Annotated in this window: 23 protein-coding genes; 12 read left to right on the forward strand and 11 right to left on the reverse strand. The window is 76.9% G+C overall.

Annotated features, from left to right (window positions below; translation table 11 throughout):
- Window positions 1–3: 3 nt before the first annotated feature.
- The 5 genes from ABZ452_RS15535 to ABZ452_RS15555 all read right to left on the reverse strand — a co-directional run bounded on the left by ABZ452_RS15535 (window position 4) and on the right by ABZ452_RS15555 (window position 5,107).
- On the reverse strand, window positions 4–477 hold the full coding sequence (locus tag ABZ452_RS15535; RefSeq protein WP_357943004.1) for a DUF1203 domain-containing protein: 474 nt from the start codon (window positions 475–477) through the stop codon (window positions 4–6).
- A 68-nt stretch (window positions 478–545) separates the two neighbouring features.
- Window positions 546–2,150, reverse strand: coding sequence for an asparagine synthase-related protein (locus tag ABZ452_RS15540; protein WP_357943006.1), 1,605 nt, complete (start codon window positions 2,148–2,150; stop codon window positions 546–548).
- 4 nt (window positions 2,151–2,154) lie between these two features.
- Entirely contained in the window at window positions 2,155–3,123 is a 969-nt protein-coding gene (locus ABZ452_RS15545) for a hypothetical protein (protein ID WP_357943008.1), read from the reverse strand.
- 107 nt (window positions 3,124–3,230) lie between these two features.
- A complete protein-coding gene (locus tag ABZ452_RS15550; RefSeq protein ID WP_357943010.1) occupies window positions 3,231–4,016 on the reverse strand; it encodes an isocitrate lyase/phosphoenolpyruvate mutase family protein in 786 nt (261 codons plus the stop codon).
- Window positions 4,013–5,107: a cytochrome P450 gene (locus ABZ452_RS15555; RefSeq protein WP_357943012.1), complete on the reverse strand. Its 1,095-nt coding sequence runs from the start codon at window positions 5,105–5,107 to the stop codon at window positions 4,013–4,015. The genes ABZ452_RS15550 and ABZ452_RS15555 overlap by 4 nt, the downstream gene beginning before the upstream one ends.
- Before the next feature lie 120 nt (window positions 5,108–5,227).
- Here ABZ452_RS15555 and ABZ452_RS15560 point away from each other — a divergent pair, with 120 nt between their 5' ends.
- The gene (locus ABZ452_RS15560; protein WP_357943014.1) at window positions 5,228–5,761 is read left to right on the forward strand and encodes a 2'-5' RNA ligase family protein; all 534 of its coding nucleotides are present in this window, start codon (window positions 5,228–5,230) and stop codon (window positions 5,759–5,761) included.
- 73 nt (window positions 5,762–5,834) lie between these two features.
- Here the strand turns inward: ABZ452_RS15560 and ABZ452_RS15565 are convergent, their stop codons facing one another.
- Window positions 5,835–8,054, reverse strand: a complete 2,220-nt coding sequence (locus ABZ452_RS15565; RefSeq protein ID WP_357943016.1) for a family 43 glycosylhydrolase — start codon at window positions 8,052–8,054, stop codon at window positions 5,835–5,837.
- A 130-nt stretch (window positions 8,055–8,184) separates the two neighbouring features.
- Between ABZ452_RS15565 and ABZ452_RS15570 the strand changes: the two genes are divergently transcribed.
- A complete protein-coding gene (locus tag ABZ452_RS15570; protein WP_357943018.1) occupies window positions 8,185–8,925 on the forward strand; it encodes a helix-turn-helix domain-containing protein in 741 nt (246 codons plus the stop codon).
- A 114-nt stretch (window positions 8,926–9,039) separates the two neighbouring features.
- On the opposite strand, the gene ABZ452_RS15575 is transcribed toward ABZ452_RS15570, so the two are convergent.
- Both ABZ452_RS15575 and ABZ452_RS15580 read right to left on the reverse strand, forming a co-directional pair.
- Window positions 9,040–9,645: a response regulator transcription factor gene (locus ABZ452_RS15575; RefSeq protein WP_357943020.1), complete on the reverse strand. Its 606-nt coding sequence runs from the start codon at window positions 9,643–9,645 to the stop codon at window positions 9,040–9,042.
- Complete coding sequence (locus ABZ452_RS15580) at window positions 9,642–10,784, reverse strand: histidine kinase (protein ID WP_357943022.1); 1,143 nt, start codon at window positions 10,782–10,784, stop codon at window positions 9,642–9,644. Before ABZ452_RS15580 ends, ABZ452_RS15575 begins: the two co-directional genes overlap by 4 nt.
- A 133-nt stretch (window positions 10,785–10,917) precedes the next feature.
- Here ABZ452_RS15580 and ABZ452_RS15585 point away from each other — a divergent pair, with 133 nt between their 5' ends.
- Both ABZ452_RS15585 and ABZ452_RS15590 read left to right on the forward strand, forming a co-directional pair.
- Complete coding sequence (locus ABZ452_RS15585; protein WP_357943025.1) at window positions 10,918–11,745, forward strand: hypothetical protein; 828 nt, start codon at window positions 10,918–10,920, stop codon at window positions 11,743–11,745.
- Window positions 11,746–11,851: 106 nt separating this feature from the next.
- Window positions 11,852–13,654: a DEAD/DEAH box helicase gene (locus ABZ452_RS15590; protein ID WP_357943027.1), complete on the forward strand. Its 1,803-nt coding sequence runs from the start codon at window positions 11,852–11,854 to the stop codon at window positions 13,652–13,654.
- Between the two features lie 54 nt (window positions 13,655–13,708).
- Here the strand turns inward: ABZ452_RS15590 and lon are convergent, their stop codons facing one another.
- Complete coding sequence (gene lon / locus ABZ452_RS15595) at window positions 13,709–16,045, reverse strand: endopeptidase La (RefSeq protein ID WP_357943029.1); 2,337 nt, start codon at window positions 16,043–16,045, stop codon at window positions 13,709–13,711.
- A gap of 245 nt (window positions 16,046–16,290) precedes the next feature.
- Here lon and ABZ452_RS15600 point away from each other — a divergent pair, with 245 nt between their 5' ends.
- The gene (locus tag ABZ452_RS15600; RefSeq protein ID WP_357943031.1) at window positions 16,291–16,638 is read left to right on the forward strand and encodes an Lsr2 family protein; all 348 of its coding nucleotides are present in this window, start codon (window positions 16,291–16,293) and stop codon (window positions 16,636–16,638) included.
- 171 nt (window positions 16,639–16,809) lie between these two features.
- Window positions 16,810–17,661: a hypothetical protein gene (locus ABZ452_RS15605; RefSeq protein WP_357943033.1), complete on the forward strand. Its 852-nt coding sequence runs from the start codon at window positions 16,810–16,812 to the stop codon at window positions 17,659–17,661.
- Between the two features lie 78 nt (window positions 17,662–17,739).
- Here the strand turns inward: ABZ452_RS15605 and ABZ452_RS15610 are convergent, their stop codons facing one another.
- On the reverse strand, window positions 17,740–19,080 hold the full coding sequence (locus ABZ452_RS15610) for a hypothetical protein (RefSeq protein ID WP_357943035.1): 1,341 nt from the start codon (window positions 19,078–19,080) through the stop codon (window positions 17,740–17,742).
- A gap of 267 nt (window positions 19,081–19,347) precedes the next feature.
- The gene (locus ABZ452_RS15615; RefSeq protein WP_357943037.1) at window positions 19,348–20,214 is read right to left on the reverse strand and encodes a hypothetical protein; all 867 of its coding nucleotides are present in this window, start codon (window positions 20,212–20,214) and stop codon (window positions 19,348–19,350) included.
- 279 nt (window positions 20,215–20,493) lie between these two features.
- Between ABZ452_RS15615 and ABZ452_RS15620 the strand changes: the two genes are divergently transcribed.
- From ABZ452_RS15620 to ABZ452_RS15645, 6 genes are all read left to right on the forward strand, one after another.
- Window positions 20,494–21,579, forward strand: coding sequence for a DICT sensory domain-containing protein (locus ABZ452_RS15620; RefSeq protein ID WP_357943039.1), 1,086 nt, complete (start codon window positions 20,494–20,496; stop codon window positions 21,577–21,579).
- An 81-nt stretch (window positions 21,580–21,660) separates the two neighbouring features.
- The gene (locus ABZ452_RS15625) at window positions 21,661–21,849 is read left to right on the forward strand and encodes a hypothetical protein (RefSeq protein WP_357943042.1); all 189 of its coding nucleotides are present in this window, start codon (window positions 21,661–21,663) and stop codon (window positions 21,847–21,849) included.
- A gap of 12 nt (window positions 21,850–21,861) precedes the next feature.
- Window positions 21,862–22,257 carry an Asp23/Gls24 family envelope stress response protein gene (locus ABZ452_RS15630; RefSeq protein ID WP_357943045.1) on the forward strand — a complete coding sequence of 132 codons (396 nt, stop codon included), beginning with the start codon at window positions 21,862–21,864 and terminating at the stop codon, window positions 22,255–22,257.
- Window positions 22,258–22,285: 28 nt separating this feature from the next.
- A complete protein-coding gene (locus ABZ452_RS15635) occupies window positions 22,286–22,804 on the forward strand; it encodes a hypothetical protein (RefSeq protein ID WP_357943047.1) in 519 nt (172 codons plus the stop codon).
- The gene (locus tag ABZ452_RS15640) at window positions 22,801–23,352 is read left to right on the forward strand and encodes a hypothetical protein (RefSeq protein WP_357943049.1); all 552 of its coding nucleotides are present in this window, start codon (window positions 22,801–22,803) and stop codon (window positions 23,350–23,352) included. Before ABZ452_RS15635 ends, ABZ452_RS15640 begins: the two co-directional genes overlap by 4 nt.
- 81 nt (window positions 23,353–23,433) lie before the next feature.
- Window positions 23,434–24,150 carry a helical backbone metal receptor gene (locus tag ABZ452_RS15645; RefSeq protein WP_357943051.1) on the forward strand — a complete coding sequence of 239 codons (717 nt, stop codon included), beginning with the start codon at window positions 23,434–23,436 and terminating at the stop codon, window positions 24,148–24,150.
- Window positions 24,151–24,153: the final 3 nt, after the last annotated feature.

Here is a 24,153-nt window from a genome sequence, read left to right on the forward strand (position 1 = left end):
GGCTCACCCGCGGACCACCGCGAACATCCAGCAGCCGTACACCACGTTGCGGCTGTGCAGGCGGTCCACCGTGGGGTCGGTCAGCAGCTCGGCGACGACCGCCTCCGGGTCGTCGCCGTCGTGCCGCCGGCCGCCGACGATCCGCCCCCGCCGGTCGTACGCCCGCAGCACCTGGGGCCGGCCCCGCCAGTCGGCCGGGTACGCCGTCACGTCCGCCGGGCCGGGGCAGTCGGCCGCGTGCGCGAAGATCGGCCCCACCTCCCGGTACGGGCCGGCCGGCAACGGCGGGGCGTACCCGAAGAGCAGCAGCGCCTCGCCCGCGGTGGCGTCGCGCAGGCAGCAGCGCAGCGGCTCGCCGCCCTCGGCGCAGCACCGCTCGGGCGGCTGGCCGGAGGCGTCGCGGCCGGTCCGGCGCACGTCGGCCAGCACCTCGGCGGACACGGGCTGGATCACGTACCTGGTGCGCGTCGTCGTCATGCCGTCCAGCCTGGCCCGCGCCGCGGCCGGTGGCTGGCGGCCATCGGACCTCGCGGCGAGCGGCGGGGTCACGGACGGGACGCGACGCGCCGCACGACGCGCGGGCCGACGAGGCGCCGGACCACCGGCACGGCGTTCCACTTCGCCGCGCCGACCAGGTCCCGCGCGTGCTCCAGTACCGTGTAGTCGGGACGGGCCTGCCCGTCGGCGATGGCCCGGTCCAGGTCGTTGCCGCACCGGGTGAGCACGCTGTCGAAGTCCCGCCGGACGGGTTCGAGCAGCGGATAGCCGAAGGAGCGGTGCAGCCGGGCGAAGAGCGGCTTGTAGAGCCGGGCCCGCTCGTGCAGCCCCGAGGAGTACGACATGGGGTTCTTGGGCCGCCGCCGGATGTAGTCCGGCAGCACGTCGGCGAAGGCCCGCCGGACGATCCACTTCTCCTGCCCGTCGCGCAGCTTGAGATCGAGCGGCAGCCGCATGGCCAGCTCCACCACGCTGAGGTCGAGGAAGGGCACCCGGGCCTCCACGCCGTGGCCCATGCTGGCCCGGTCCACCCGCTGCAGCTCGGTGCGGCACAGGTTGCGGATCTTGTGGAGGAAGAGCCGGCGGGACCGCTCCGGGCCGACCTGGTGGTACATCGGGTAGCCGCCGAACAGCTCGTCCGAGCCGTCGCCGGTGAGCACCACCTTGACGCCCAGCTCCCGCAGCCGGCGGAAGATCGGCACCGAGACCACGGCGTTGATGATGTCGCCGTACTCGGTCAGCTCGGAGATCCGGATCGCCTCGCGCACGTCGGCGAGCCGGATGTCGCGCGGGCGCAGCTCGACCACCTCGTGCGGCACCCCCAGGTCGGCGGCGAGCCGCCGGGCGTACGCCACGTCGGGGCTGTCCGGGACGCCGACCGTGACCGCCACGCAGTCCGGGTGCAGCTGCGCGGCGTGCAGCAGGGCCAGCGAGCTGTCCAGGCCGCCGGAGAGCACCACCCCGACGGTGAGGTCGGTGTCCAGCCGTACCCGCATGCTGTCGGTCAGCGCGACCCGGACGAGCAGGGCGGCCTCGTCCGGGTCGTCGATCACCGGCAGCCCGGCGCCGAGGGTGAGCAGGTCGACGTACGGGCTCAGCCGGACCGGCCCGTCGGGCTCGGCCCAGCCGTGGTGCCCCGGCGGCACCTCGCTGATCGGCGCGCCGTGCCCGACCAGCGCCTTCACCTCGGAGGCGACGTGCAGGCAGCCGGGGCCGCGCGACCAGTAGAGCGGCTTCACCCCGAGCGGGTCCCGGGCCAGGTAGGCCCGGCCCGTGGCCCGCTCCACCACCGCGAAGGCGTACTCCCCGCGCAGCCGGCGCACCGCCTCCTCGCCCCACTGCCGGAAGGCGACGAGCACCACCTCGGTGTCGCCGGTGGTGCGGAACTCGTGCCCGAGCCGGGTCAGCTCCGCCCGCAGCTCGTGGTGGTTGAAGACCTCGCCGTTGTAGCAGAGGACGTGCCGCCCGTCGGGCGAGACCCAGGGCTGCACGGACCGCTCCCGGTCCACCACCCGCAGCCGGCGTACGCCGGCGAGCAGGCCGTTCTCCTGCCGGGTCTCGGTCACCTCGCCGCGCGGGGCGAGGACGGCCAGCATCCGCCGGAAGAGGGCCGGGTCGGCCTCGGGGCCAATGCTCAGCGCGATCCCGCACATCCGCTCAGATCCCCATCTCGGCCTCGTAGGCGCGCCGGAACCGGCGGCGGGCGGCGGGCGCGAGGCACAGGTGCCAGGCCTGGCCCTCGTCGACCACGTTGATCTCGCCGGCCTCCTGCCGGGCCAGCAGCAGCTCGGCGAGGAGGTCGCGGGCGCCGAACCGCTCGTACCACTCCAGCTCCACGTCGGCCGCCCAGCCGAGGCAGTGCCCGCTGGGCACCATGGCGGCGTAGCCGAGCCGGCGCAGCCGGTACTGGTGCTCGGCGCTGCGCGCGAGGCTGGTCACCCAGAGCGCCGGGGTGCCGGGCCGGGCCGCACCGGCGAACTCCCGGCCCACGTCGTTGAGCAGCGCGATCATCTCGCGCCGCGCCCGGCGGAACCGCAACCCGGCGGTACGCGGGGTGGCGTCCGGGCGCAGCCGCCGCTGGACCGCCCGCAGCCCCCGACCGAGGACCGAGGCGGGCTGCTCCTGGTAGCGGAAGGCGAGCAGCCCGCGCCGGCGCAGCCACTCCAGGTCGACCAGGTCGGTGCTGGTGTCGACCTGGCCGTCGGTGAGGAACGTCCCGGTGTCCCGCCACCACATCACGTCGATCCGGGAGAGCAGGAAGATCCGGACCAGCGCGGTGAGGTCGTGCGCCGAGCTGCGGGCGTTCGGCTGGTAGCGGGCCATCTCCAGCAGGAGGGTCTCCCGGGCGCCGACGAACCCCTGCGGGGTGGCGTCGAGGACGGTGGCGATGGCCGGCTCCCGCAGCCGCTGGTCGAGCAGCACCTGGCGGGCGGTGGTGGACGGCGCGTCCGCCAGGGCGCCCACCTCGACGAGCAGCTCCGCCACCGCGGCCCGGTACGCGGCCAGGTCCGGCTGCTGCCCGGGCCCGGTGCGGGGGCGGTCGGCCGGGGGCAGCCGGCGGGCGGGGGCGGCGGAAGCGACGGCGGGCCCGGGCTGGTGGCCGGGGCTTCGGCTGGGCACTCGCATGGTCGGCCCCTCTCCGGGCAGGACACGGCGTAGTCGAACCTGAACACACCGTAATCACCAGGATCGGCAGCTCCCCGAACAATCCTCCTATCTCCCCCCTATGGTGCTCATCCCGCCGAGAGGCCCTGCACCCAGGCGTAATCCGGTGCGGCCGGCAGGCCGGCGTCCCGGCCGGCGCGGACGGCGTCGGCCAGGTGCAGCGCCGCGCCGAGGGCGGCGCGGAACAGCAGCGACCCGGTGCTCACCCGGGCCACCCCGAGCCGGCCCAGCGCGGCCAGGTCCGGGCCGCCCGGCCGGTGCAGCACGTTGAGCGGCAGCCCCACCTCGGCCACCAGCGACCCGACGGTGCCGTCCGGCGCGCCCGGGGCGAACAGCCCGTCCGCGCCCGCCGCCCGGTACGCCGCCGCCCGGTCCAGCGCCACCGGCAGCGCGTCGGGCACGCCCAGCCACCAGGCGTCGGTGCGGGCGTTGACGAACATCCCCGGCACGGCCGCCTTCACCGCGGCGATCCGGGCGGCGGCGAGGTCCACCGGCGCGAGGCTGCCGTCCGGCCGGCCGTCCTCCAGGTTCACGCCCACCACGCCGAGCGCGGCCAGCTCGCCGACGTACCCGGCCACGGCCGCCGGGTCGGCGCTGAAACCGTCCTCGATGTCCACCGTGAGCAGCACCGGCAGGTCCCGCAGGCGGCGGGCCAGGTCGAGGGTCTCGTCGCGGGTCGCCCCCGTACCGTCCGACCGGCCGGCGGCCGCGGCCACCCCGAGGCTGGTGGTGCCCACGGCCGGGTGGCCCCGCGCGGCGAGCGCCGCGGCGGAGGCGTGGTCCCAGGCGTTGGGCAGCAGCAGGGGCCGGCCCGGCCGGTGCAGGGCGCGGAAGGCGGCGGCGCGGTCGGTCATCGGAACATCACCTCGAGGCTGGTCGGGACACGCAGGGTGGGGTGTGGGTCGTAGCTCACCGGTTCGGCGCCCGGCGTCTCTGGTCCGGTCGACGCAGCCGGCCCGGCGGGGGCGGCCGGTCCGGTCGGCGCGGCCGGGGTGGCGGGGTGGCACCGGTCGCGCAGCACCTCGACGACGCCGGCGGCGAGGGCGAGGGCGTGCCGTTCGCCCGGGCAGCCCCGCGGCCCGGCGCCGAACGTCAGCACCGCGCCGGGCCGGCCGGGGCGGAACACGTCCGGGCCCGGGTGGACGGCCGGGTCCCGGTTGGCCGCGTCGAAGCGGAGCAGCAGCACGGCGTCAGGGCCGATCTCCCGCCCGCCCAGTGACCGCGCGACGGTCGCGACGCGGCGGGTGGCGCGCACCGGCGGGTCCAGGCGCAGCACCTCGGCCAGCAGGTCGGCGGTGCCGAGCGCGGCCGGCGCGGCGAGCCCGTGCCGGACGGCGGCGCCGATCAGCCCGGCGGTGGCGTCGGCCGCCTGCACCAGCAGCCCGATCCGGTTCGCGGCCACCTCGGGCGGGGCCGGCGGCGACATGGCCAGCAACGCGGCCACCGCCCGGTCGGCGCGGGACACCACGGCCGGCTCGGCGCCCGGGTGGTAGGCGGCGGCCACCGCGGTCACCGCCGCCACGGCCGTCGCCGGATCGGCCAGGCCGAGCCGCGCCGCCAGCGCCTCCAGGGTTACGCGCCGCGCGAGCAGTGCCATCACGTCGACCCGCCGGGCGCGGCCGGCACCGGTCGCCGTGTCGAGCAGCGCGGCGGCGGACCGGGCGGCCGCCGCGCGCAGCTCGTCCGGGCCGAGGTCGGCGAGCGCGGCGACCCCGATCGCGCGGCGGGCGGGATGCCGGTCCGGCGGGCTGAACCGGCTCACGGTGCCGCGCAGCCAGGCCAGGCTGCCGTAGGGCCCGCCGGGCGCGGCGGGCACCACGCACCGGGGGTCGGTCAGCACGGCGAGCACGTCGGCGTGCCGGGTGACCACCCAGCCGTCGTCGACGGGCAGGGGCGGCCCGCAGGCCGGCGTGTCGGGGGCGGGCGGGATCATCGGCCAACTCATCGCCCGACCGTAGGGCCGGCATCCTTCGGCCCCGACCGAACGATCGCGCCGTCGCCGGCTCGCCACGGCGGCATCGCCCACGGGACGCCGCCGTGCACCGCCGGCGGCTAGCCTGACGGCGTGCGTACGGTCGAACTGCTCTGCTCGCCGGAGCTGGAGGAGGCGGTACGGGCGGCCTGGGACCGGCTCGCCGCCGCCGGCCTGCCCAGCCTGGCCCGGCACCCGCACCCGACCAACCGGCCGCACCTGACGCTCGCCTCGGTCGACGGGTTCCCGCCCGGCGCCGAGCAGCGCCTCGCCGACCTCTGCGACGCGGCGCTGCCGCTGCCGGCCCGGCTGGACCGGGTGGCGGTCCTCGACGGCAGCGCCCCGCTGGTCTGGCTGGTCCGTCCCACGCCGCAGCTGGCCGCCCTGCACGGCGCGGTCTGGGACGTGCTCGCCGGGGCGCCCGGGCCGCACCCCTGGCACCTGCCCGGGCGCTGGGTGCCGCACCTCAGCCTGGCGCTGCGGTTCCGCGACGCCGACCGCCGCCGCGCCCGGGCGGTCGCCGGGCCGGACCGGCCGGGCGGGGAGTTCGTGGCCGCGCGCAGCTACGACAGCGACACCCGGACGGTGTGCGAGCTGACCCCGGCCTGCCCGCGCCCCGGCGCGTGACCGGAGCCGCCCGCCGCCGGGCGACCCCGCGCGACCGGGGCCGCCCGCAGCCGGGCGGCCCCGGTCGCACCGATCAGCGGTAGAACCGCAGGTAGTCGAACTCCGCGGTCACCGCCGGGGTGGCGCCGCCGTGCGCGACCAGACCGATCCGGGGCGTGGTGCCGGCCGGGAAGGTCCAGACCGCGCCCCAGGTCCAGTGCGTGCCGTCCCGGCTGGACCCGGCCCGGAACTCGTGCTCGCCGGTGACCCGGTCGACGTGGTGGGCCAGCCGCAGCCACGTCGTGGTGGCCGGGGTGCCGACGATGCTGCCCCCGTACACCGGCTGGCCGGCGAAGGGCAGCTCGTAGCCGTACTCGACCTGGCGGGTGTTCCAGATGGCCACCTGGGCGAGCCGGGCGAACCGGTCGTCGTCCACGTACGCCACCAGACCGGCCTGCTGGTAGTTGCGGACGACGTCCTCGCCCAGGTCGAGGGTCACCTTCGTCTCCGCCACGTAGTCGCCGGCGGGCGCGTCGCGCAGCAGCACGCCGGCCGTGTTGCCGGTGCCCACCAGGTCGGTCGACTCGACCGGCCAGCGCAGCGCGCCGCCGCTCACCGTCGCGGCCGGGTTGGGCCGGATCCACTGCCAGGCCGGGTCGAGCCCGTCGGAGAACTCGTCGGAGAACCGGGAGAGCACCGGACCGACGCGCGGCGGGGCGACCGGGTGCCGGACCGGGCGGTACAGCGCGGCCGCGCTGACGTTGTCGAACTCGGCCGTGCCGCCGTCGGCGCGCAGCGCGAGCGGGCCGGCTGCCGGCCTGGTGAGCGTCAGCGCCACCACGGCGAGCTGGTCGCCGAGGCGGGCCGGGCTCAGCTCGGCGACGAGCTGGCGGCCGCGTACCTCGACGGCCAGGTTGTGCCGGCCGGTGAGGTCGAGCCCGGCGGGCAGCGGCACGCTCGCCGTCGCGCCGCCGCTCTCGGCGGCGGTCAGCCGGCCGCCGCCGACCGTGACGTCCACCCGGCCGAGCCGCAGCCCGGCCGCGTCCGCGCCGGTGAGCCGCAGGTCGGTCTCGGCACGTACGTCGCCACCGAGGCCGGCCCGGGCGGTCAGCGTGCCGGTGCCGGACAGCACGCCGCCGGTCACCCGCCAGCTTCCCGCGCCGCCCCGCCAGCCGCCCAGGTCGGCGGTGTCGAAGCGGGCGTCGATCCGGCCGGTGGTGACCGGCGCGGGCCGGGGCCCCTCGGAGGGGCCGGCGCCGGCGTTGACGGTCGGCCAGCCGTCCACCCAGTCGAGGCGGTCCAGCAGCATCGGCCGCTCGTTGATCCCGAACGGCTCGTCCAGGTACGGGTCGGCCCGGTCGATGGCGTGGTAGGCGATCCAGCCCTGCCCGGACAGGTCGGTGAGCACGGCGTTGTGCCCGGCGCCGATCCACCGGTTGCCGTTCTGGGTGAGCACCGGCGTGCCACCGGCCCGGGAGACGTCCAGCCGCTGGCCGTCCCGGTCCACGAACGGCCCGCGCGGGTCGCGCGCCCGGCCGACCTGCACGGAGTAGCCGGTGGCCGGGCCGGCGCAGCAGTTCGCCGTGGAGGCGAACAGCCAGTACCAGCCGTCGTGGCGCAGCACGTAGCCGCCCTCGAACTTGTTGTCGACGGCGACCAGGCTCGGCGTCCCGACCGCGCGCAGCCCGTCGGCGGAGAGCTCGGTGACCGAGATCCCGCCGTAGTAGCTGCCGAAGTAGAGGTACGACCGGCCGTCGGTGTCGGTGAACTGGCTGGGGTCGATCGTCCACAGGTAGCCGCCGCCCCCGCCCGGCCGGGGTGCGACCACGGGCGCGTCGGCGAACGTCCACGGTCCGGCCGGGGTGGGCGCGGTGGCCGCCCCGATCGCGGTGTCGAAGGTGTCGCCGGAGACGGTGGTGTCGGTGACGGTCACGTACATGACCCAGCGGTCGCCGACCCGGCGCACGTCGGGCGCCCAGAACGCGGCCCCGGGTGCGGCGAAGGACGGCCGCTGGTCGGGCGCGAAGGCGTCGCCCACGTAGGTCCAGTCGACCAGGTCGGCCGAGCGGGCGATCGGCACGCGGTGCGCCTGGCGTTCGCCCTCGCGCAGCGGGTCGGAGGTGCCGAAGGCGTACCAGAGGCCGTCGTCGCCGCGGACGACGGCGGGGTCGGCGAAGGTGTCGGAGAAGCCGGCCGAGACCGGGTTCCGGTAGCGGTCGGCCCCGGCGGCGGGTGCGCCCGCCGCGGCCGTGGACGAGGTCAGCAGCAGAGCGAGTGCGGCGGCGAGCACGCCACCGCGGTGGAGGTGTCCCATCAGGCCTGCCTTGGAGGTAGACGGAGGTCACTGCGGTGCCCCCGTTTCTACAACGTTGGAGACAACGATGTAAAGCACGACGCGCACGGGTCGGTGGGTACCGAACAATTCCCGTGCCAGCATTGCCCGCATGACCACCCGCACCGACGGCCGCACGCTGGCCGGGCTCGCCGCGCTGCTCGCCGACCCGACCCGGGCCGGTTTCTGCCTCGCCCTGCTCGACGGCCGGGCCTGGACGGCCGGCGAACTGGCCCGGTCCGCCGGGGTGGCCCCGTCCACCGCGAGCGACCACCTCACCCGGCTGGTCCGGGGCGGGCTGCTGGCCGAGGAGCGGCAGGGCCGGCACCGGTACGTCCGCCTCGCCGACCCGTCGGTGGCCCAGCTCATCGAGGACCTGGCCGGACGGGCGCCCGCACCGGCGACCCCGCCCCGCACGTTGCGCGCCGCGTCGGCCCAGGCGTCCCTCGCGTACGCCCGGACCTGCTACGACCACCTGGCCGGCCGCCTCGGCGTGCTGGTGCACGACGCCCTGCTGGCCCGGGGCGTGCTCGACCGGGCCGGCGGCCTGGCGCTCACCCCGGCCGGGATCACCTGGCTGGCCGACCTGGGCGTGCCCGTCGAGCCGCTGCGCGCCGGCCGGCGGCCACTGGTCCGGGACTGCCTGGACTGGACCGAGCGCCGCCCCCACCTGGCCGGCGCGCTCGGCGCCGCGCTGTGCCGGCGCTTCCTCGACGTCGGCTGGACCGCCCGGGGCGCCGGCCGGGCGGTCCGGCTCACCCCGGCCGGCCGCCCCGCCCTGGCCGCCGCCCTGGCGCTCGACCCGGCCGCCCTCGCCCCGCCCACGCGCGACACCGGCCCCGCCCGCGCCTGACCCCTGCCCCGCCCGCGCCTGACCCCTGCCCGGCCCGCGCCTGACCCCTGCCCGGCGAGCCGGCACACGGCCGGTGCGATGCCGCCACCCCGCGCGGGTGGCGACCCGCTCGGGTCAGAGCCAGCCGGCCTCGCGGGCCCGCCGGACCGCCCCGGCCCGGTCGGCGGCGCCGAGCTTCTGCACGCACGCGGCCAGGTGGTTGCGGACCGTGCCGGCCGCCAGGTGGGTCCGCCGGGCGATCACCGCGACCGGGGTGCCCAGCTCGGCCAGGCGCAGCGTCTCCAGCTCCCGCGGGGTGAGCGGGCACTCGGGCAGGGTCAACGCGTCGGCGGCGAGGGCCGGGTCGACGTACCGGGCGCCGGCGTGCACCCGGCGGATCACGTCGGCCAGCGCGCCGCCCGGTGCGCCCTTGGCGAGGAACCCGCGCGCGCCCGCGCTCAGCGCCGGCCGGAGGTGCGCGGGCCGGCCGTGCCCGGTGAGGATCACCGTGGCGCAGCCGGGCAGCACGCGGGCCAGCTCGGCGGCGACCTGGACCCCGCCGGGCGGCGGCATCTCCAGGTCCAGCACGGCGACGTCGGGCCGGTGGGCCAGCGCGGCGGCCAGCGCGGCGCGGCCGTCGGCGGCGTGCGCCACCACCTCCAGGTCGGGCTCCAGGTCGAGCAGCGCCGCGAGGGCGAGGCGGATCAGCTCCTCGTCGTCGGCCAGCAGCACCCGGATCACGGCGCCACCGGCACGGTCGCCACGAGGTGGAACACCCCGTCCTCGGCGTACGCCCGGACGCTGCCGCCGGAAGGGGCGAGCCGGTCGGCCAGCCCCCGCAGCCCGCCGCTGAGCGCGTCCGGGCCGGCGCCACCGGCGCCGTCGTTGCGTACGGTCATCGTCACGAGGCCGTCCTCCCGGGTGAGTTCGATCCGGCACCAGTCGGCCCGGCTGTGCCGCAGCACGTTCGTCCCGGCCTCGCGCAGCACGGCGGCCAGGTCGGCGGCGACCGGCGGCGGCAGCTCGCCGGCCGGCGGCACCACCGTGCAGCGCACCCCGCTGGAACGCAGCACCTCCCCCACCGCGGCCAGCTGCTCACCCAGGTCCACGGCGCGGTAGCCGTGCACGGCCTCGCGTACCCGGGTCAGGGCAGACCCGGCGAGCCGGCGCACCTCGGCGGCCTCCCGGCCGGCCCGGGCCGCGTCGACGGGCGCGAGCCGCTCGGCCAGCTCGGCCTTGAGCGCGATCACGGTGAGGTCGTGGCCCAGCAGGTCGTGCACGTCCCGGGCGAAGCGCAGCCGCTCCTCGGCGGCGGCGAGGCGGGCCCGGGCGGCCTGTCCCTGCCGGGCCTCGACGACAAGGCCCCAGAACCAGGCCTGGAGCCAGGTGACCGCGGCGATCCCGCCGCCGACGCCGCCGGTCACGAGGAGGGCGGTGGGCAGCGGCCCGCCGGTCGCCAGTGTCACGGCGGCCGAGGCGCCGAGCACCCCGGCCGCCGCGAGCAGCGCGGGCAGCGGCCGGAACAGCAGCGGGGACATGCCGACCAGGGACGCGCCCAGCCACGCCCAGGTGGGCCAGGCGCCGGCGGCGACCGGGCCGACCAGCGGCAGGCTGAGCAGGGCGGCCACCGCCAGCGCGGCGTGCCGGCGGCGCCGGGCCCGCCCGGCGAGCCAGGGGGTGACCGCCGCGTGCAGCACCGCCGCCTGGGCGGCGGTGACGGCGGCGAGCCCGACCATGCCGAGCGCCAGCCGCAGCGGGTCCGGCTCGCGGGCCAGGCCGACGCCCGGCAGCAGGAGGGTGGTCCCGACGTTCGTCGCCAGCGACACCAGGGTGAGCTGCCGGGCCCGCCGCAGCCGGCGATCCGCCGCGTCGACCGTCATGTCCGCCGATCCTAGGGCCGCCGGCCGCCCGGTTCACCCCTGCGGAATGTCACGCCGAACCCGTGCGCGACGCACGGCTTTCCGGTGACGGACGCGGATGGTTCCGCGCGCGGGGCGCCGGCAGGCTCGGGGCATGACGGAGACGACGGTACGGGTACCCCTGCGGGCGGACGCCCGACGGCTGGCCGGCCACCTGGCCGGGATGGTCGTGGCGATGGTGGTCGGCATGCTGCTGCTCGACCCGCTGTGGCGGGTCGGCGCCGAGCGGCTGGGCGGCGCGGACGCGCTGGCCCGGACGGATGTCGGCGCGCTGGTGATGGCGACGAACATGGGGCTGGGCATGGCCGCCTGGATGTGGCACCGCGGCCACGGACGGGCCGCCACGGCAGAGATGGTGGCCGTCATGTACGTCCCGTTCCTGCTGCTGCTCCCGCCCTGGTGGGCCGGGCTGGTCGGGGACGACGTGCTGATGCTCGGCGGCCACCTGCTGATGCTGCCGGCCATGGCGCTGGTGGCGCTGCGGCACCGGCACGCGCATCCGGCGCCGGCCCACCGCCATCCGGTGGCCGCGGCGGTGGCGCGCCGGTGGCCGACCGGGTTGGCCCTGCTCATGACGGTGGACCTCTGGGTCGCGCCGACCGTGTTCTCCCCGTGGACGCTGCTGGTCCTCCCGGGCGGCTACCTGCTCATCGGCACCTGGCGGCGGCAGTGGGGCGACCGCCGGAACGTGGCGTGGCAGCTCGCCGGGCTGGCCGGCTGGGGCGGCCTGGCCGCGGTCGCCCTGCTCGGGCCGGACGGCCTCGCCGGCGTGCTGGTCGGCCTCGGCTGGCTCGGGCACGCCGCCTGGGACCTGGCGCACCACCGCAGCGGCCGGGTGGTGCCCCGGGGGTACACGGAGTGGTGCGGGGTGCTGGACGTCGTCGTCGGGACGACCGTCCTGCTGGCGGTCCTGTCCGGGTGATCCGGCCGGGGCACGGGGCCCGGCCGGATCGCCCGCGACGTGGCGGGGGCGACGGTTTGCGGCGGTCGCCGCGACGGCCGGGCGGGGGTGATGAAAGGCTTGCCCCATGAGTTCCGCACCAACCCCGACCGATCCCGCCCAACCCGCCGAGGATGAGGCCGCCGCCTTCGCGGACCTCGGGCTGCGCACCGAGCTGCTGAACGCGCTCGCCGTCCTCGGCTACGAGGAGCCGACCCCGATCCAGCGGGAGGCGATCCCGCCGCTGCTCGCCGGCCAGGACCTGCTCGGGCAGGCCGCCACCGGCACCGGCAAGACCGCCGCGTTCGCCCTGCCGCTGCTGCAGCGGATGCCCGACGACCGGCCCGGCGGGGAGCCGGTGTCGCTCGTGCTGGTGCCGACCCGGGAGCTGGCCGTGCAGGTCTCCGAGGCGTTCCACCGCTACGGCAAGGACCTGGGCGCCCGGGTGCTGCCGATCTACGGCGGCCAGCCGATCGGCCGGCAGCTGCGCGCCCTCGACGCCGGCGTGGACGTGGTGGTGGCGACGCCGGGCCGGGCGCTGGACCACATCGCCCGGGGCACCCTGCGGCTGGGCGCGCTGGCCACGGTGGTGCTGGACGAGGCGGACGAGATGCTCGACATGGGCTTCGCCGAGGACATCGAGGCGATCCTGGAGCACGCCCCGGCCGGGCGGCAGACCGTGCTCTTCTCGGCCACCATGCCGGCCCGGATCGACGGGCTGGCCCGCAAGCACCTGACCGACCCGGTGCGCATCCAGATCGAGCGCGAGCGGCCGGTCGCGGGCGAGGCGCCCCGGGTGCGGCAGAGCGCGTACATCGTGGCGCGGGCGCACAAGCCGGCGGCCCTGGGCCGGGTGCTGGACGTGGAGTCGCCCACCGCGGCGATCGTCTTCTGCCGCAGCCGGGAGGAGGTGGACCGGCTCACCGAGACGATGAACGGCCGGGGCTACCGGGCCGAGGCGCTGCACGGCGGGATGAGCCAGGAGCAGCGGGACCGGGTGATGGGCCGGCTGCGCTCGGGCACGGCCGACCTGCTGGTCGCCACCGACGTGGCGGCCCGCGGTCTGGACGTGGAGCAGCTCACCCACGTGGTCAACTACGACGTCCCGTCGGCGCCCGAGTCGTACGTGCACCGGATCGGCCGGGTGGGCCGGGCCGGCCGCGAGGGTGTGGCGATCACCCTGGCCGAGCCGCGCGAGCACCGGATGCTCAAGACCATCGAGCGGGTCACCGGCCAGCGCATCGCGGTCGACAAGATCCCCACGGTGGCCGACCTGCGGACCCGGCGGCTGGAGCTGACCCAGGCGGCACTGCGGGAGTCGCTGCTGGAGGACGACCTGGAGCCGTTCCGGGCGATCGTCGAGTCGCTGACCGACGAGTTCGACCTCATGGAGGTCGCGCTGGCCGCGGTGCGGCTGGCCCACGAGGCGACCCTGCCCGGCACGGCCGACGAGGAGGAGGAGATCCCGCAGGTCGCGGTCCGCCCGACCCGCGAACCCCGACCCGGGTACGACGCCCGGGAGCGGCGCGGCGGCGCGCGTCCCCGCACCGGCGGCACCACGCAGGTCTTCATCGGTCTGGGCCGGCGCGCCGGGGTGCGCCCGCAGGACCTGGTCGGTGCGATCACCGGGGAGACCGGGGTCAACGGCCGGGACATCGGCTCGATCGAGATCGCCGACCGGTTCTCCCTGGTCGAGGTCCCGTACGGGGTCGCCGACGAGGTGATCCAGGGCCTGCGCGGCAGCACCATCAAGGGCCGCAAGGCCACCGTCCGCCGCGACCGGGACGGCGACGGCGGCGGCGGCGAGCGCCGCTTCGACGGTGACCGCCGGGAGCGGCGCGGCCGGGACGGCGACGGTGGCGAGCGGCGGGAGCGCCGGGACCGCTGGTGAGCACGGCCGAGGCCCCCGGTCCGGGTGGACCGGGGGCCTCGGCGTGTCGGGAGGTCAGGCCGCGGCGAGCGGCTGGCCGCCCAGGGTCTCCGCGTCGACCTCGGCCGGGCGCAGCGCCAGGGCGAGCACGTCGGCCACGTCGGCGAGGGTGTGGACGGTCAGCGCCTCGCGGACCTCAGCGGGCAGGTCGTCCAGGTCCGGCTCGTTGCGCTTCGGGATGATCACCTCGGTCAGGCCGGCCCGGTGGGCGGCGAGCAGCTTCTGCTTCACGCCGCCGATGGGCAGCACCCGGCCGGAGAGGGTCACCTCGCCGGTCATCCCGAACTCGGGCCGGACCGGCCGGCCGGTCACCAGGGACGCCAGGGCGGTGACCATGGTGATGCCGGCGCTGGGCCCGTCCTTGGGCACCGCACCCGCCGGGAAGTGCACGTGGATCCGCCGCCCGGCGAGGGCGTTCGGGTCGATGCCGAGGCGTCGCCCGTTGGAGCGCAGGTACGACAGCGCGATGTGCGCCGACTCCTTCATGACGTCGCCCAGCTGACCGGTGAGGGTCAGCCCCGGCTCGCCCTCCATGCTGGTGGCCTCGATGAAGAGCACGTCCCCGCCGGCGCCGGTGACCGCCAGGCCGGTGGCCACGCCGGGCACCGCCGTCCGCTCGGCCGACTCCGGGGTGAACTTCGGCCGGCCCAGGTAGCGGGCGAGGTTGCCGGTGTCGACGCGGACCGGCGCCGGGTCGGACGCCAGCGCCACGGTGACCTTGCGCAGGATCTTCGCCAGGGCACGTTCGAGCTGCCGGACGCCGGCCTCCCGGGTGTATTCACCCGCGATCAGCGCCAGCGCGTCGTCGGCGACGGTGACCTCCTCGGCGGTCAGCCCGGCCCGCTCCCGCTGCCGCGGCAGCAGGTGGTCCCGGGCGATGGCCACCTTCTCGTCCTCGGTGTAGCCGTCCAGGGTGACCAGCTCCATCCGGTCCAGCAGCGGGCCGGGGATGCTGTCCACCACGTTGGCGGTGGCCAGGAAGAGCACGTCGGACAGGTCGAGGTCGACCTCCAGGTAGTGGTCCCGGAAGGTGTGGTTCTGCGCCGGGTCGAGCACCTCCAGCAGGGCCGCGGCCGGGTCGCCGGAGTAGCCGGCGGCCAGCTTGTCGACCTCGTCGAGGAGCACGACCGGGTTCATCGAGCCGGCCTCGCGCAGCGCGCGGACGATCCGGCCGGGCAGCGCGCCCACGTAGGTGCGCCGGTGGCCGCGGATCTCGGCCTCGTCGCGGACGCCGCCGAGGGAGACCCGGACGAAGGTGCGGCCGAGTGCCCGCGCGACGGACTCGCCGAGGCTGGTCTTGCCGACGCCGGGCGGGCCGGCCAGGGCGAGCACCGCGCCGGAGCCGCGTCCGCCGACTACGCCGAGGTTGCGCTCGGCCCGGCGGTTGCGCACCGCGAGGTACTCCAGGATGCGGTCCTTCACGTCGGTCAGGCCGGCGTGGTCGGCGTCGAGCACCGCACGCGCCGCGGCCAGGTCGGTGTTGTCCTCGGTACGCGTGTTCCACGGCATCTCGAGGACGGTGTCCAGCCAGGTCCGGATCCAGCCCGCCTCCGGAGAGGCGTCACTGGCCCGCTCCAGCTTGCCGACCTCGCGCAGGGCCGCCTCGCGGACCTTCTCGGGCAGGTCGGCCGACTCCACCCGGGAGCGGTAGTCGGCGGAGCCGTCCGGCTCGTCCTCGCCGAGTTCCTTGCGGATCGCGGCGAGCTGCTGGCGGAGCAGGAACTCGCGCTGCGACTTCTCCAGCCCCTCCCGGACGTCACTGTTGATCCGCTCGGTGACCTCCTGCTCGGCCAGGTGGTCCTTCACCCAGCCGACCAGCAGCTCCAGCCGGGCGGTCACGTCCGGGGCCGCGAGCAGCTCGGTCTTCTGCGCCAGCGTCAGCCAGGGCGCGTAGCCGGCCGCGTCGGCCAGCTCGGAGAGGTCGGTCATCCGCTCCATGGCGTCGATGACCTGCCAGGCGCCGCGTTCCTGGAGCACCGAGGTCATCAGCGCGCGGTACTCGCGGGCGAGTTCCCGGGCCCGGCCGGCCGGGGCGGGTTCGTCGAGGGTGGTCGCCTCGACCCAGAGGGCGGCGCCCGGTCCGGGCACGCCGGAGCCGATCCGGGCCCGGGCGAGGCCGCGGACCACGGCGGCCGGCTCGCCGCTGGGCAGCCGACCCACCTTCTCGATGGTGGCGATCACGCCGACCGAGCCGTACTCGCCGTCGAGGCGGGGCACGGCCAGCAGCTCCTTGTCGCCGCTGGCGCGGGCCGCGTCGACCGCGGCCTGGGTGGTCGGGTCGAGGGTCACCGGGATGACCATGCCGGGCAGCAGGACGGCGTCGGTCAGGGGCAGTACCGGAAGAGTTGCCATCGAACACCTGCTATCGGGTTGAGTTGAGCGTGACAGGCTCAAGTAACAAACCGTCTCCCTTGTTCCGGCTTGTGACCCATGCCACTTCCACCGCCCCGGCGAACCCGCCGCGTGCACGAAGACGCATTTGACGGCACGCGGATAACCCGACCCGCCGAATGGCGAAGGACGGGTATTGTTGCGAAATTGCCGCGAGATACGTCAAACTCATAGCCACACCCCGCCCGACACAGGGAGTAATGGCGATGGCAAGGAAAGTAATCACCGTTCTGACCGACGACCTCGACGGCGGAAAGGCCGATCGGACCGTCGAGTTCAGCCTGGACGGCGTGGCGTACACGATCGACGTCTCCGACGAGAACGCCGGCGTCCTGCGCAAGGCACTGGACCCGTACATCAGCGCTGGCCGGCGGATCGGTCGCGGCCCGGTGGAGGCCGGTCGCGCCACCCGTGGGGGCGCCCGCCCGAGCACCTCGGGAATGGACCGCGAGCAGAACCGCGCCATCCGGGAATGGGCCGTCAAGAACGGCTACGAGATTTCCGAGCGGGGCCGCATCCCCGTCTCGGTGGTGGAGGCCTACAAGAACCGCTGAACCCTCCCGGTTCACCGTCGGGCACCCCGGGGTCACGCTGAGAAATCGGCGCGACCCCGGTCGGCTTTTCCCGGCGTTAACAATTTTCAGCCGGGCGGGGTGCCCCGGCAGCGAACTTCATCCCGCGTCGGCCCTCCCGCAGGTCCGCGCCCCCCACCCGGGAGCCCATCGGTGCACGTCAGCATGGCGACCAGCGCCGGCACGGCCGGCCGGCCGAACGAGGACTTCGCCGGCGCCGTCCCCGGCGCCGCGGTGCTGCTCGACGGCGCCGGCATCCCGGGGACGGAATCGATCTGCCACCACGGCGTCGCCTGGTACACGCACCGGCTCGGCGGCGCGCTGCTCGGCTGGCTGTCGCGCGGCGACGGGCGGGACCTCGCGACGATCCTCGCCGCCGCGATCGACGAGATCGCCGCGCAGCACCGGAACACCTGCGACATCACGAACCCCGCCAGCCCACAGGCGACCGTGGCGATCTTCCGCGCCCACCGGGGCCGCCTCGACCACCTCCTGCTCGCCGACTCCTTCCTCGTCCTCGACCAGGTCGGCGGCGGTCCGCGGGTCCTCACCGACGAGCGTGAGGTCACGGCGAGACGGGTCTGCTCGGCACCGCTGGAGGGCGTTCCCGGCGGGACGCCGGAGTACGACCGCGTCCACGCCTCCTGCGTCGAGGCGCTGCGCGCCCGCCGGAACCAGCCGGGCGGCTACTGGATCGCCAAGGACGACCCGCACGCCGCGGAGGAGGCGGTGACCGGCAGCCACCCCCTGCGCGACCTGGCCGGCGTCGCGCTGCTCAGCAACGGCGCCAGCCGCGTCGTGAGCCCGTACGCCCTGACCGACTGGGCCGGTGTGCTTGGCCTGCTCGCCGCCGGCGGGCCGGCCGAGATCGTCGGTCGCGTACGACGGGCCGAAGCCGACAGCCCGGCCGGCCTCGCCGCGCCGGACGACGCCACGGTCGTGCACTGCACCGACCTGGCCCGCTTCGAGGTCGGCGACGCGTCGGGGCCGGCCGGGGACGGCTGACGCCGCCACGGGAGGGCGCGCACGGAACGGCCGGAGCCGTCCGGGGCGTGCCCCCCGGACGGCTCCGGCCGTCGGTGCTCAGTTGACCCGGATCCGCACCACGTCGATGGCGGGGGTCTGGTTGGCCCGCTCCATCATGGGGATGCGGTGCGAGCCGTCACCGGCCCAGACTGCGCACTGCGCGAGGCCCGACTGGGGCAGGCCGGGGATCTGGATGGTCACCTGGTCGGCCTGGTTGCTGCCGCCGCCGTCCTCGGTCGCCACGAAGAACGCCGGAACGTCCTGCGGGTTCGACGGCGCCGCCTGGGTGGTCTGCAGCATCCGGCAGGCGGTGTGGAAGTGGCCGCGGACCAGGCCCTGGTCGTTGAGCAGCGAGCTCTCCACGTAGTAGCCACCCTGGCCGGCGGCGAGGAACCGGTCGCGCACCAGGTTCCGGGTGCTGACCCGGAGGGTGAACGGCTGGTTGCGCTGCACCCGGTTCGGGAACTGCGTGATGAGCAGCGAGGGGTTGTTGGCGGCGGAACCGACCTCACCGAACGAGGTGCTCACGCACCGGTTGCCGTTCTGGAAACCGTCGTGCGCCTGCAGCTGGCTGTTGGTGCAGTCCTTGGCGAGCACGTTCAGGCCGTTGTTGCCGCCGTTCTGGCCACCGTTGTTGCCGCCATTGTTACCGCCGTTGTTACCGCCGTTCTGCCCACCGTTGCTGCTACCGGTCGGCGCGGCGGTCGGCCCGCCGGTCTGCCCGCCGTTGTTGCCGCCGCCGTTCTGGCCACCGTTCTGGCCGCCGTTCTGGCCGCCGTTCTGGGCGTTGTCGGCGATGACGCACTGGGCCAACTGGTCCAGGCCCTGCGGGCGCTGGGCGACCCGGCCGATGGCCGTCGCGATCCGGTTCAACGTGGCGGTCCGCTTCTCGGCGAGCGGCCGCAGGATGGCGTTGTTGATGAAGGCGCCACCGTTGCGGGCGCCGTCGGCCGCCAGCCGCCGGTTGGCCTCGGCGATCTGGCTGTCCAGCAGGGCGAGGTTGCGGTCCACCTCGGCGCGCGCCTGCTGGGGCACCTCCGGCAGCTTGCTCCGCACGTCAGGGCAGGCGACGGTGGGGGTCGCGGCGCCCGCGCCACCTCCCGTGGTCTGCTGGCACTCGGCGGCCGACATCTGCCCGTCACCCCAGTGGTTGCGCACCCAGCGGCCGTTCTGCCAGGTCCGGGTGGTGCTGCCGCGGCCGTCCGGCGCGGTGGCCCCCGGGCTCGGAGCCACGCAGGACGCCGAGGCGGTGCGGACGGTGGTCCGCCGGTCCTGGGCGGACGAGATCTGGGTGACGGCGACGATTCCGCCGAAGACCGCGAGCGTGCCGACCACGGCCAGCAGACGCTTGCTCCGCGCGTTACCGGATGACCGGCGCGCCCGTGTGGACCTGCGCATCGAATTGCTCTCCTTCTCGATCCGGTAGTTGACTGGTGACCCCGGCGGACCGATGGATTTCGGGGTGAGGATCACTGCGACGTTCCGGTCGCACGTCGATGACCGACGATGCCCTTTCCGCACCGTCCCCGCGCCGTCCGGCGCGGCGGGGAAGATCTGCGTCCATTCCCGCTTAGGTACGGAGCGAGGACGGCGAAGGTTCAACCGGGGATCGGGAGAATTCGCGGAGATTTCCGGGGCGGCCGGACGCGGCCCCGCGACGCCGGGTCAGTCGGCGCAGAGGTGGTCGAAGGCGAAGCCGCCCTCGAACTCGTCGCGCCGGGCGGCCAGCCGCCGGATCTGCCCACGCACCTCGTCCCGGTCCACCAGGGACGGTTCGGCGGCGGCCAGGTCGCGCAGCCGCTCACCGACCGCCACGGCGGCCAGGTCCTCGGCGAGCCGGCCCGGATCCACGCCGCAGGAGAAGCGCTGGGCGACCAGGTGCACCCGCTCGACCAGGCACCGGCCGGGCCGCACCTCGACCCAGCTCCAGCCCTCGGCCGGGCCGTCCGTCCACCGCACGTGCAGCCCGCGGACGATCGGGTCGGCGAGCCGGCGCTCCACGTACGCCTCGACGGCGGCGGCCCGGGTCAGCGCCCCGAGGTCGTTGACCGGCCCGCGCCGGCCGTCCGGCAGCCGGCTGACGATGTCCCGGAACCCGACGGCGTCGCCGGTGTCCGGGTCGGTGCCGGCGGCGTAGCCGCGTGCGTCGATGACGTACTCGACGAGGCGGCGGGCGTGCTCGGCGGCGCGCAACGTCGGCGACTCGACCCGCAGCAGCGGCAGCCCGACCGCGGCGCAGACCGCGGCGGTCATCCGTTCGGCCCGGCGGGCCGGCGACCCGGCGGGTGCGGGCGGGGCGAACTGCACGGCGAACAGCGGCAGGCCGGTGTCGCCGGCGCAGACCACCTGGTCGAGGCCCTCACGCCCGGCGGTGCTCCACTGGTGCCCGGTGACGCCCGGCGGCCGGCCCTGCACCAGCTCACCGAGCCGCCGGCCCGGATACGCCAGGTGGCCGGCACGGGAGAGCTGCGGCGCGACCCCGGGTGGGATCGGACGCAGCCAGGAGGTGGCCACGCTGCCGGTGCTCGTCATCTCGCCAGATCCATCCGTCGCTCGGTCGACGCCCGAGTCTAGGGCGTCGATCATGGCGGCCGCCTCGGCGGTGCGGGGGAATCCGGATGCCCGGACCGGCCGGGACCGGTGGAACCGCCCGTGCGGCGGTCCTCCTGAGCGCGGAACGGCGCCGCACGGCGCTCCGGGTGGAGCGCGTGTGGCGGCCACCATGGCGGTCCGCACCGGTCCGCCGGGTCGGCCACCGATCCCGACCCGTCGTCCGGTGCGCGGCGGGTTGCGGGGCCCTAGGCTCGGCCGGTGCACAGCGGACGGACCCCGGAGCGGCTGACCAAACGCGGCCTCGTCGCCGTCTCCCACGCCATCGAACGGGCCGCGCTGGCCGAGGCCGAGGACGGGCCGCTGGTCGTGTTCGCCCTCTTCCAGCGGCTGCCGTACTTCGCCCGGGAGCACGCCGTCTACCGGCGGATCGCCGCGCGGGCCGCGGTCACCGTGGTCGGCATGGTCGGCGGCCCCCCACCGGACCTGCCCGCCGGGGCGTACCCGGTGGCGCTGGAGGAGACCGAGGATCTGGCCCGGGAGTGGAGCGTGGTGGCGCTGACGCCGCGCTTCGGGGCGAGCCTGGTGGCGTACGACCGGGCCGAGGTGGCGCCGGCGGAGACCCTTGAGGCCGGCCGCCTCTTCGACGGGCGCTGGGGCTTTCGCCGGGACGAGGCGCTGCACGACGTGCTCCGGCTGTGGGGGCAGCTCGCCGAGCGGCTGCCCGGGCCGGCGCGGGCCGGGCTGGAGGAGGCGGTGGCGCGGGTCCGGGACATCCCCGCCGCGCCGGGCGAGGCCCGCGCCGAGGCGGCGCTGCGGCTGCTGGCCCGGCGGGGCGAGCGGGCGCACCCGGTCGAGCCGGCCGACGGCGTGCTCGACGAGCCGGGGCTGCGCCGGTGGACCGGCGTGGACGGCGTGACCGCCTCGGGCACGCTGCCGGTGGCGCTGGTCGGCCTCCGGGTGGACGAGCCGGCCGGCACACCGGAACGCTTCGGCCGCCGTGGCGCGGCCCGGGAGGGCCAGGCCGTGCTCGCGGCGGTCACCAGCGTGCTGAGCCCGGTCGACCGGGCCGTCCGCGTCGCCGACAACGAGTTCCAGCTCATCCTGCCGGGGCGGGACGAGGCGGCGGCGCTCGCCGTGGTGGGCCGGCTGCACGAGGCGGTGGGCGGGCTGGCCCACTCGTACCCGTTCGTCGCGTACGCGGTGCACGCCGCGGTCACCGTGACCGCCCGGCGGCCCCTGCCGGTCGCCGACGTGCGGCACGCGGTGGAGTGGGCGGTGCGCGAGGGCGTACCCGTGGCCTCCCTGCCCTCGGAGCGCGTGCCCGCCCCCGCCTCGGCGGGCTGACCGCGGCGGCCGGAGGCGTGCCCCGCCCGGAAACGGGTACGCCCCGCCGGTCCGGTCGTCGCCGTGGAGCGGAGGTGGGGCATGACGCGCGGGCAGTTCGGCTTCCTGGCCGGTTTCCTGGTGGTCGCGGTCTGGGCGCTGGGCGGCGCCGGGGCGGCGGCCGCCGCCACCGTGGCCGGCCTGGTCGGCTGGCTGCTGGTCCGGGTGCGCGACGGGGACGTCGGCCTGCCGGGGCTCGCCGACCGGGCGACCGCCGGCCGGCGTCGCTGAGGCGGGCCCGCGATGACCGGCACCCTGCCCCGGCGCGCCACCGCCCCGCCCGCGCCGGCCGCCTGGCCGGAGGAGCGGACCGGCGGGCTCGCCGAGGAGGCGGCACGGCGTGCCCCGGCCGTCGTCGACGCGACGGCCACGGTGCGCGTCGACGGCGCCGCCGTCCGGGTCGACCTGGACCTGGTGGTCGCGCACGGCGCGCCGCTGACCGGGGTGGCCGAGGCGGTCCGCCGTCGGGTCGCCGCCCGGATCGAGGCGCACAGCGGGCTGACCGTCGAGGCGGTCACCGTCACCGTGGTGGACCTGCGCCTGCCCGGCGAGCCGAGCGGCCCACCCGGCGGCGACCGCCCGGCGACCGGGCGGGACGGGCACCGGCGGCACGCCGCGGACGCGCGGGAGGCGACGTGAGCGCCCCCGCCGGCGAGCGGAGCCGGCCGTGCGCACGGTGAACCGGCTCGCCACCCTGCTGCTCGCCGTGGCCCTGCTGGCCGGCGGGCTGCTGGTGGCCGTCGCGGGGCTGCTCGCCGCGCTGGGCCGCCCCGGTCCCCTGCCGTCCGGGTGGTCGGCCACGCTGACCACGGTCCGCTGGCAGGACGCCCCGGTACGCGCCGTCGCCGCCGCCGTCACCCTCCTCGGCCTGGTGGTGCTCGGCGCCGAGCTGCGCCGGTGGTGGCCGAACCGGCTGCGGCTCGCCGACGACGACGGCTGGCACCTGCACCGCCGCTCGGTGGAGCGGCGGCTGGCCCGCGCGGTCCGGTCGGTGCCGAGCGTCCGCCGCGCCCGGGTCCGCGTCCGCCGGCGCGGGGACGCCTGGCGACCGCGGGTGACCGCCACCGGCGACCCGGCCGCCCGGGCCGATGTCGAGTTCGCGCTGCGCCGGGAGCTGGACCGGCTGACCGCGCCCCGCCGCGACCCGATCGAGGTCCGGCTCGTCCCCGCCCGGCGGGCGCCGTGAGCAACGCCGCCCACCGGCTGCTGTGGACGGTCCTCGCCCTGCTGCTCGTGGCGGCGGGCGGCACGGCCTCGGCGGTCGGGGCGGGCCGGCTGCCCGGCGGCGACGTGCCGCTGGTCGGGGCCGGGCCGGTGACCTGGTGGCGGGCCGGCGCGCCGTGGAGCGCCCTCGCGGTCGCCGTGGGCGGACTGCTGCTCGCCCTGCTCGGGCAGCGGCTGCTCGGCGCCGGGCTGCGGGTGCCGGACCGGCTCGGCGGCACGCTGTCGCACCCCGGCGACGGCGCCGGCCGGACCCGGGTGGCGACCGGGGTGCTGACCGACGCGCTGGAACGGGACCTGCTGCGGGCGCCCGGGGTCCGCCGGGCCCGGGTGGTGCTCACCGGCCCGGTCACCGGCCCGGACGTCTGGGTCGAGGTGCGCCTGGCCCCGTCCGCCGGGGTCGGCGCCGCCCGGGCCCACGTGGACGCGGCGGTACGCCGGTTCGCCGCCACGATCGGCTGCCGGCCCGCCCACCTGGACGTGACGGCGCTGGTGGACGAGGTGGCCGGCTGATCGTCCGCTCCACCGGTCGGGCCCGACGCACCGGAGACCGTCGATAGGCGACGATGGGCCGGGGCGAGAGAGGGAGCCGTCGTGCGGGTGGTGTCGCTGGTGCCGTCGTTGACCGAGGCGGTGGCGCTGACCCGTCCCGAGGTGCTGGTGGGCGCCACCGACTGGTGCACCCACCCGGCCGGGCTGGACGTCGCCCGGGTGGGCGGGAGCAAGTATCCGGACCTGGACCGGGTACGCGCGCTGCGGCCCGACCTGGTGCTGCTCAACGAGGAGGAGAACCGCCTCGCCGACGCGGACGCGCTGAAGGCGGCCGGCGTGCCCGTCCGGGTCACCTTTCCCCGTACCGTGCCGGAGGCGCTGACCCAGCTCGGCGAGCTGGTCGCCGCGCTCGGCGTCCCCGGCGAGCCGGACTGGCTGCGGGCCGCGCGCCGGGCCTGGGCCGCGCCGCCCGCGCCGGCCACACCGCGCGCGGCCGTGGTGCCGGTGTGGCGGCGCCCCTGGGTGGTGCTGGGTCGGGACACCTTCGCCGGTGACCTGCTGCGCCGGCTCGGCGTCACCAACCGGTACGCCGACCACCCGGAGCGCTATCCCCGGCCCGGCCTGGCCGAGCTGCGCGCCCGGGCGCCGGAGCTGGTCGTGCTGCCGGACGAGCCGTACCGGTTCACCGCCGACGACGGGCCGGAGGCGTTCCCCGGCGTGCCGGCCGCGCTGGTCTCCGGCCGGCACCTCACCTGGTACGGGCCCTCGCTCGCCGAGGCTCCCGCGCTGCTCGCCGCCCAGCTCGCCGCGGCCGCCTGAGGC

The sequence above is a fragment of the Micromonospora sp. NPDC005707 genome (assembly GCF_040631005.1).
Classification (GTDB): Bacteria; Actinomycetota; Actinomycetes; order Mycobacteriales; family Micromonosporaceae; genus Micromonospora.

Excerpts from the sequence above, each read along its gene's own strand:
- ABZ452_RS15580 (WP_357943022.1), bottom strand. The coding sequence starts at position 10,784 with ATGACGGTCGACGCGGCGGATCGCCGGCTGCGGCGGGCCCGGCAGCTC.
- ABZ452_RS15600 (WP_357943031.1), top strand. The coding sequence starts at position 16,291 with ATGGCAAGGAAAGTAATCACCGTTCTGACCGACGACCTCGACGGCGGA.
- ABZ452_RS15550 (WP_357943010.1), bottom strand. The coding sequence starts at position 4,016 with ATGACCGACCGCGCCGCCGCCTTCCGCGCCCTGCACCGGCCGGGCCGG.
- ABZ452_RS15615 (WP_357943037.1), bottom strand. The coding sequence starts at position 20,214 with ATGACGAGCACCGGCAGCGTGGCCACCTCCTGGCTGCGTCCGATCCCA.
- ABZ452_RS15565 (WP_357943016.1), bottom strand. The coding sequence starts at position 8,054 with ATGGGACACCTCCACCGCGGTGGCGTGCTCGCCGCCGCACTCGCTCTG.
- ABZ452_RS15545 (WP_357943008.1), bottom strand. The coding sequence starts at position 3,123 with ATGCGAGTGCCCAGCCGAAGCCCCGGCCACCAGCCCGGGCCCGCCGTC.
- ABZ452_RS15630 (WP_357943045.1), top strand. The coding sequence starts at position 21,862 with ATGACCGGCACCCTGCCCCGGCGCGCCACCGCCCCGCCCGCGCCGGCC.
- ABZ452_RS15590 (WP_357943027.1), top strand. The coding sequence starts at position 11,852 with ATGAGTTCCGCACCAACCCCGACCGATCCCGCCCAACCCGCCGAGGAT.
- ABZ452_RS15570 (WP_357943018.1), top strand. The coding sequence starts at position 8,185 with ATGACCACCCGCACCGACGGCCGCACGCTGGCCGGGCTCGCCGCGCTG.
- ABZ452_RS15625 (WP_357943042.1), top strand. The coding sequence starts at position 21,661 with ATGACGCGCGGGCAGTTCGGCTTCCTGGCCGGTTTCCTGGTGGTCGCG.
- lon (WP_357943029.1), bottom strand. The coding sequence starts at position 16,045 with ATGGCAACTCTTCCGGTACTGCCCCTGACCGACGCCGTCCTGCTGCCC.
- ABZ452_RS15610 (WP_357943035.1), bottom strand. The coding sequence starts at position 19,080 with ATGCGCAGGTCCACACGGGCGCGCCGGTCATCCGGTAACGCGCGGAGC.
- ABZ452_RS15535 (WP_357943004.1), bottom strand. The coding sequence starts at position 477 with ATGACGACGACGCGCACCAGGTACGTGATCCAGCCCGTGTCCGCCGAG.
- ABZ452_RS15555 (WP_357943012.1), bottom strand. The coding sequence starts at position 5,107 with ATGAGTTGGCCGATGATCCCGCCCGCCCCCGACACGCCGGCCTGCGGG.
- ABZ452_RS15585 (WP_357943025.1), top strand. The coding sequence starts at position 10,918 with ATGACGGAGACGACGGTACGGGTACCCCTGCGGGCGGACGCCCGACGG.
- ABZ452_RS15540 (WP_357943006.1), bottom strand. The coding sequence starts at position 2,150 with ATGTGCGGGATCGCGCTGAGCATTGGCCCCGAGGCCGACCCGGCCCTC.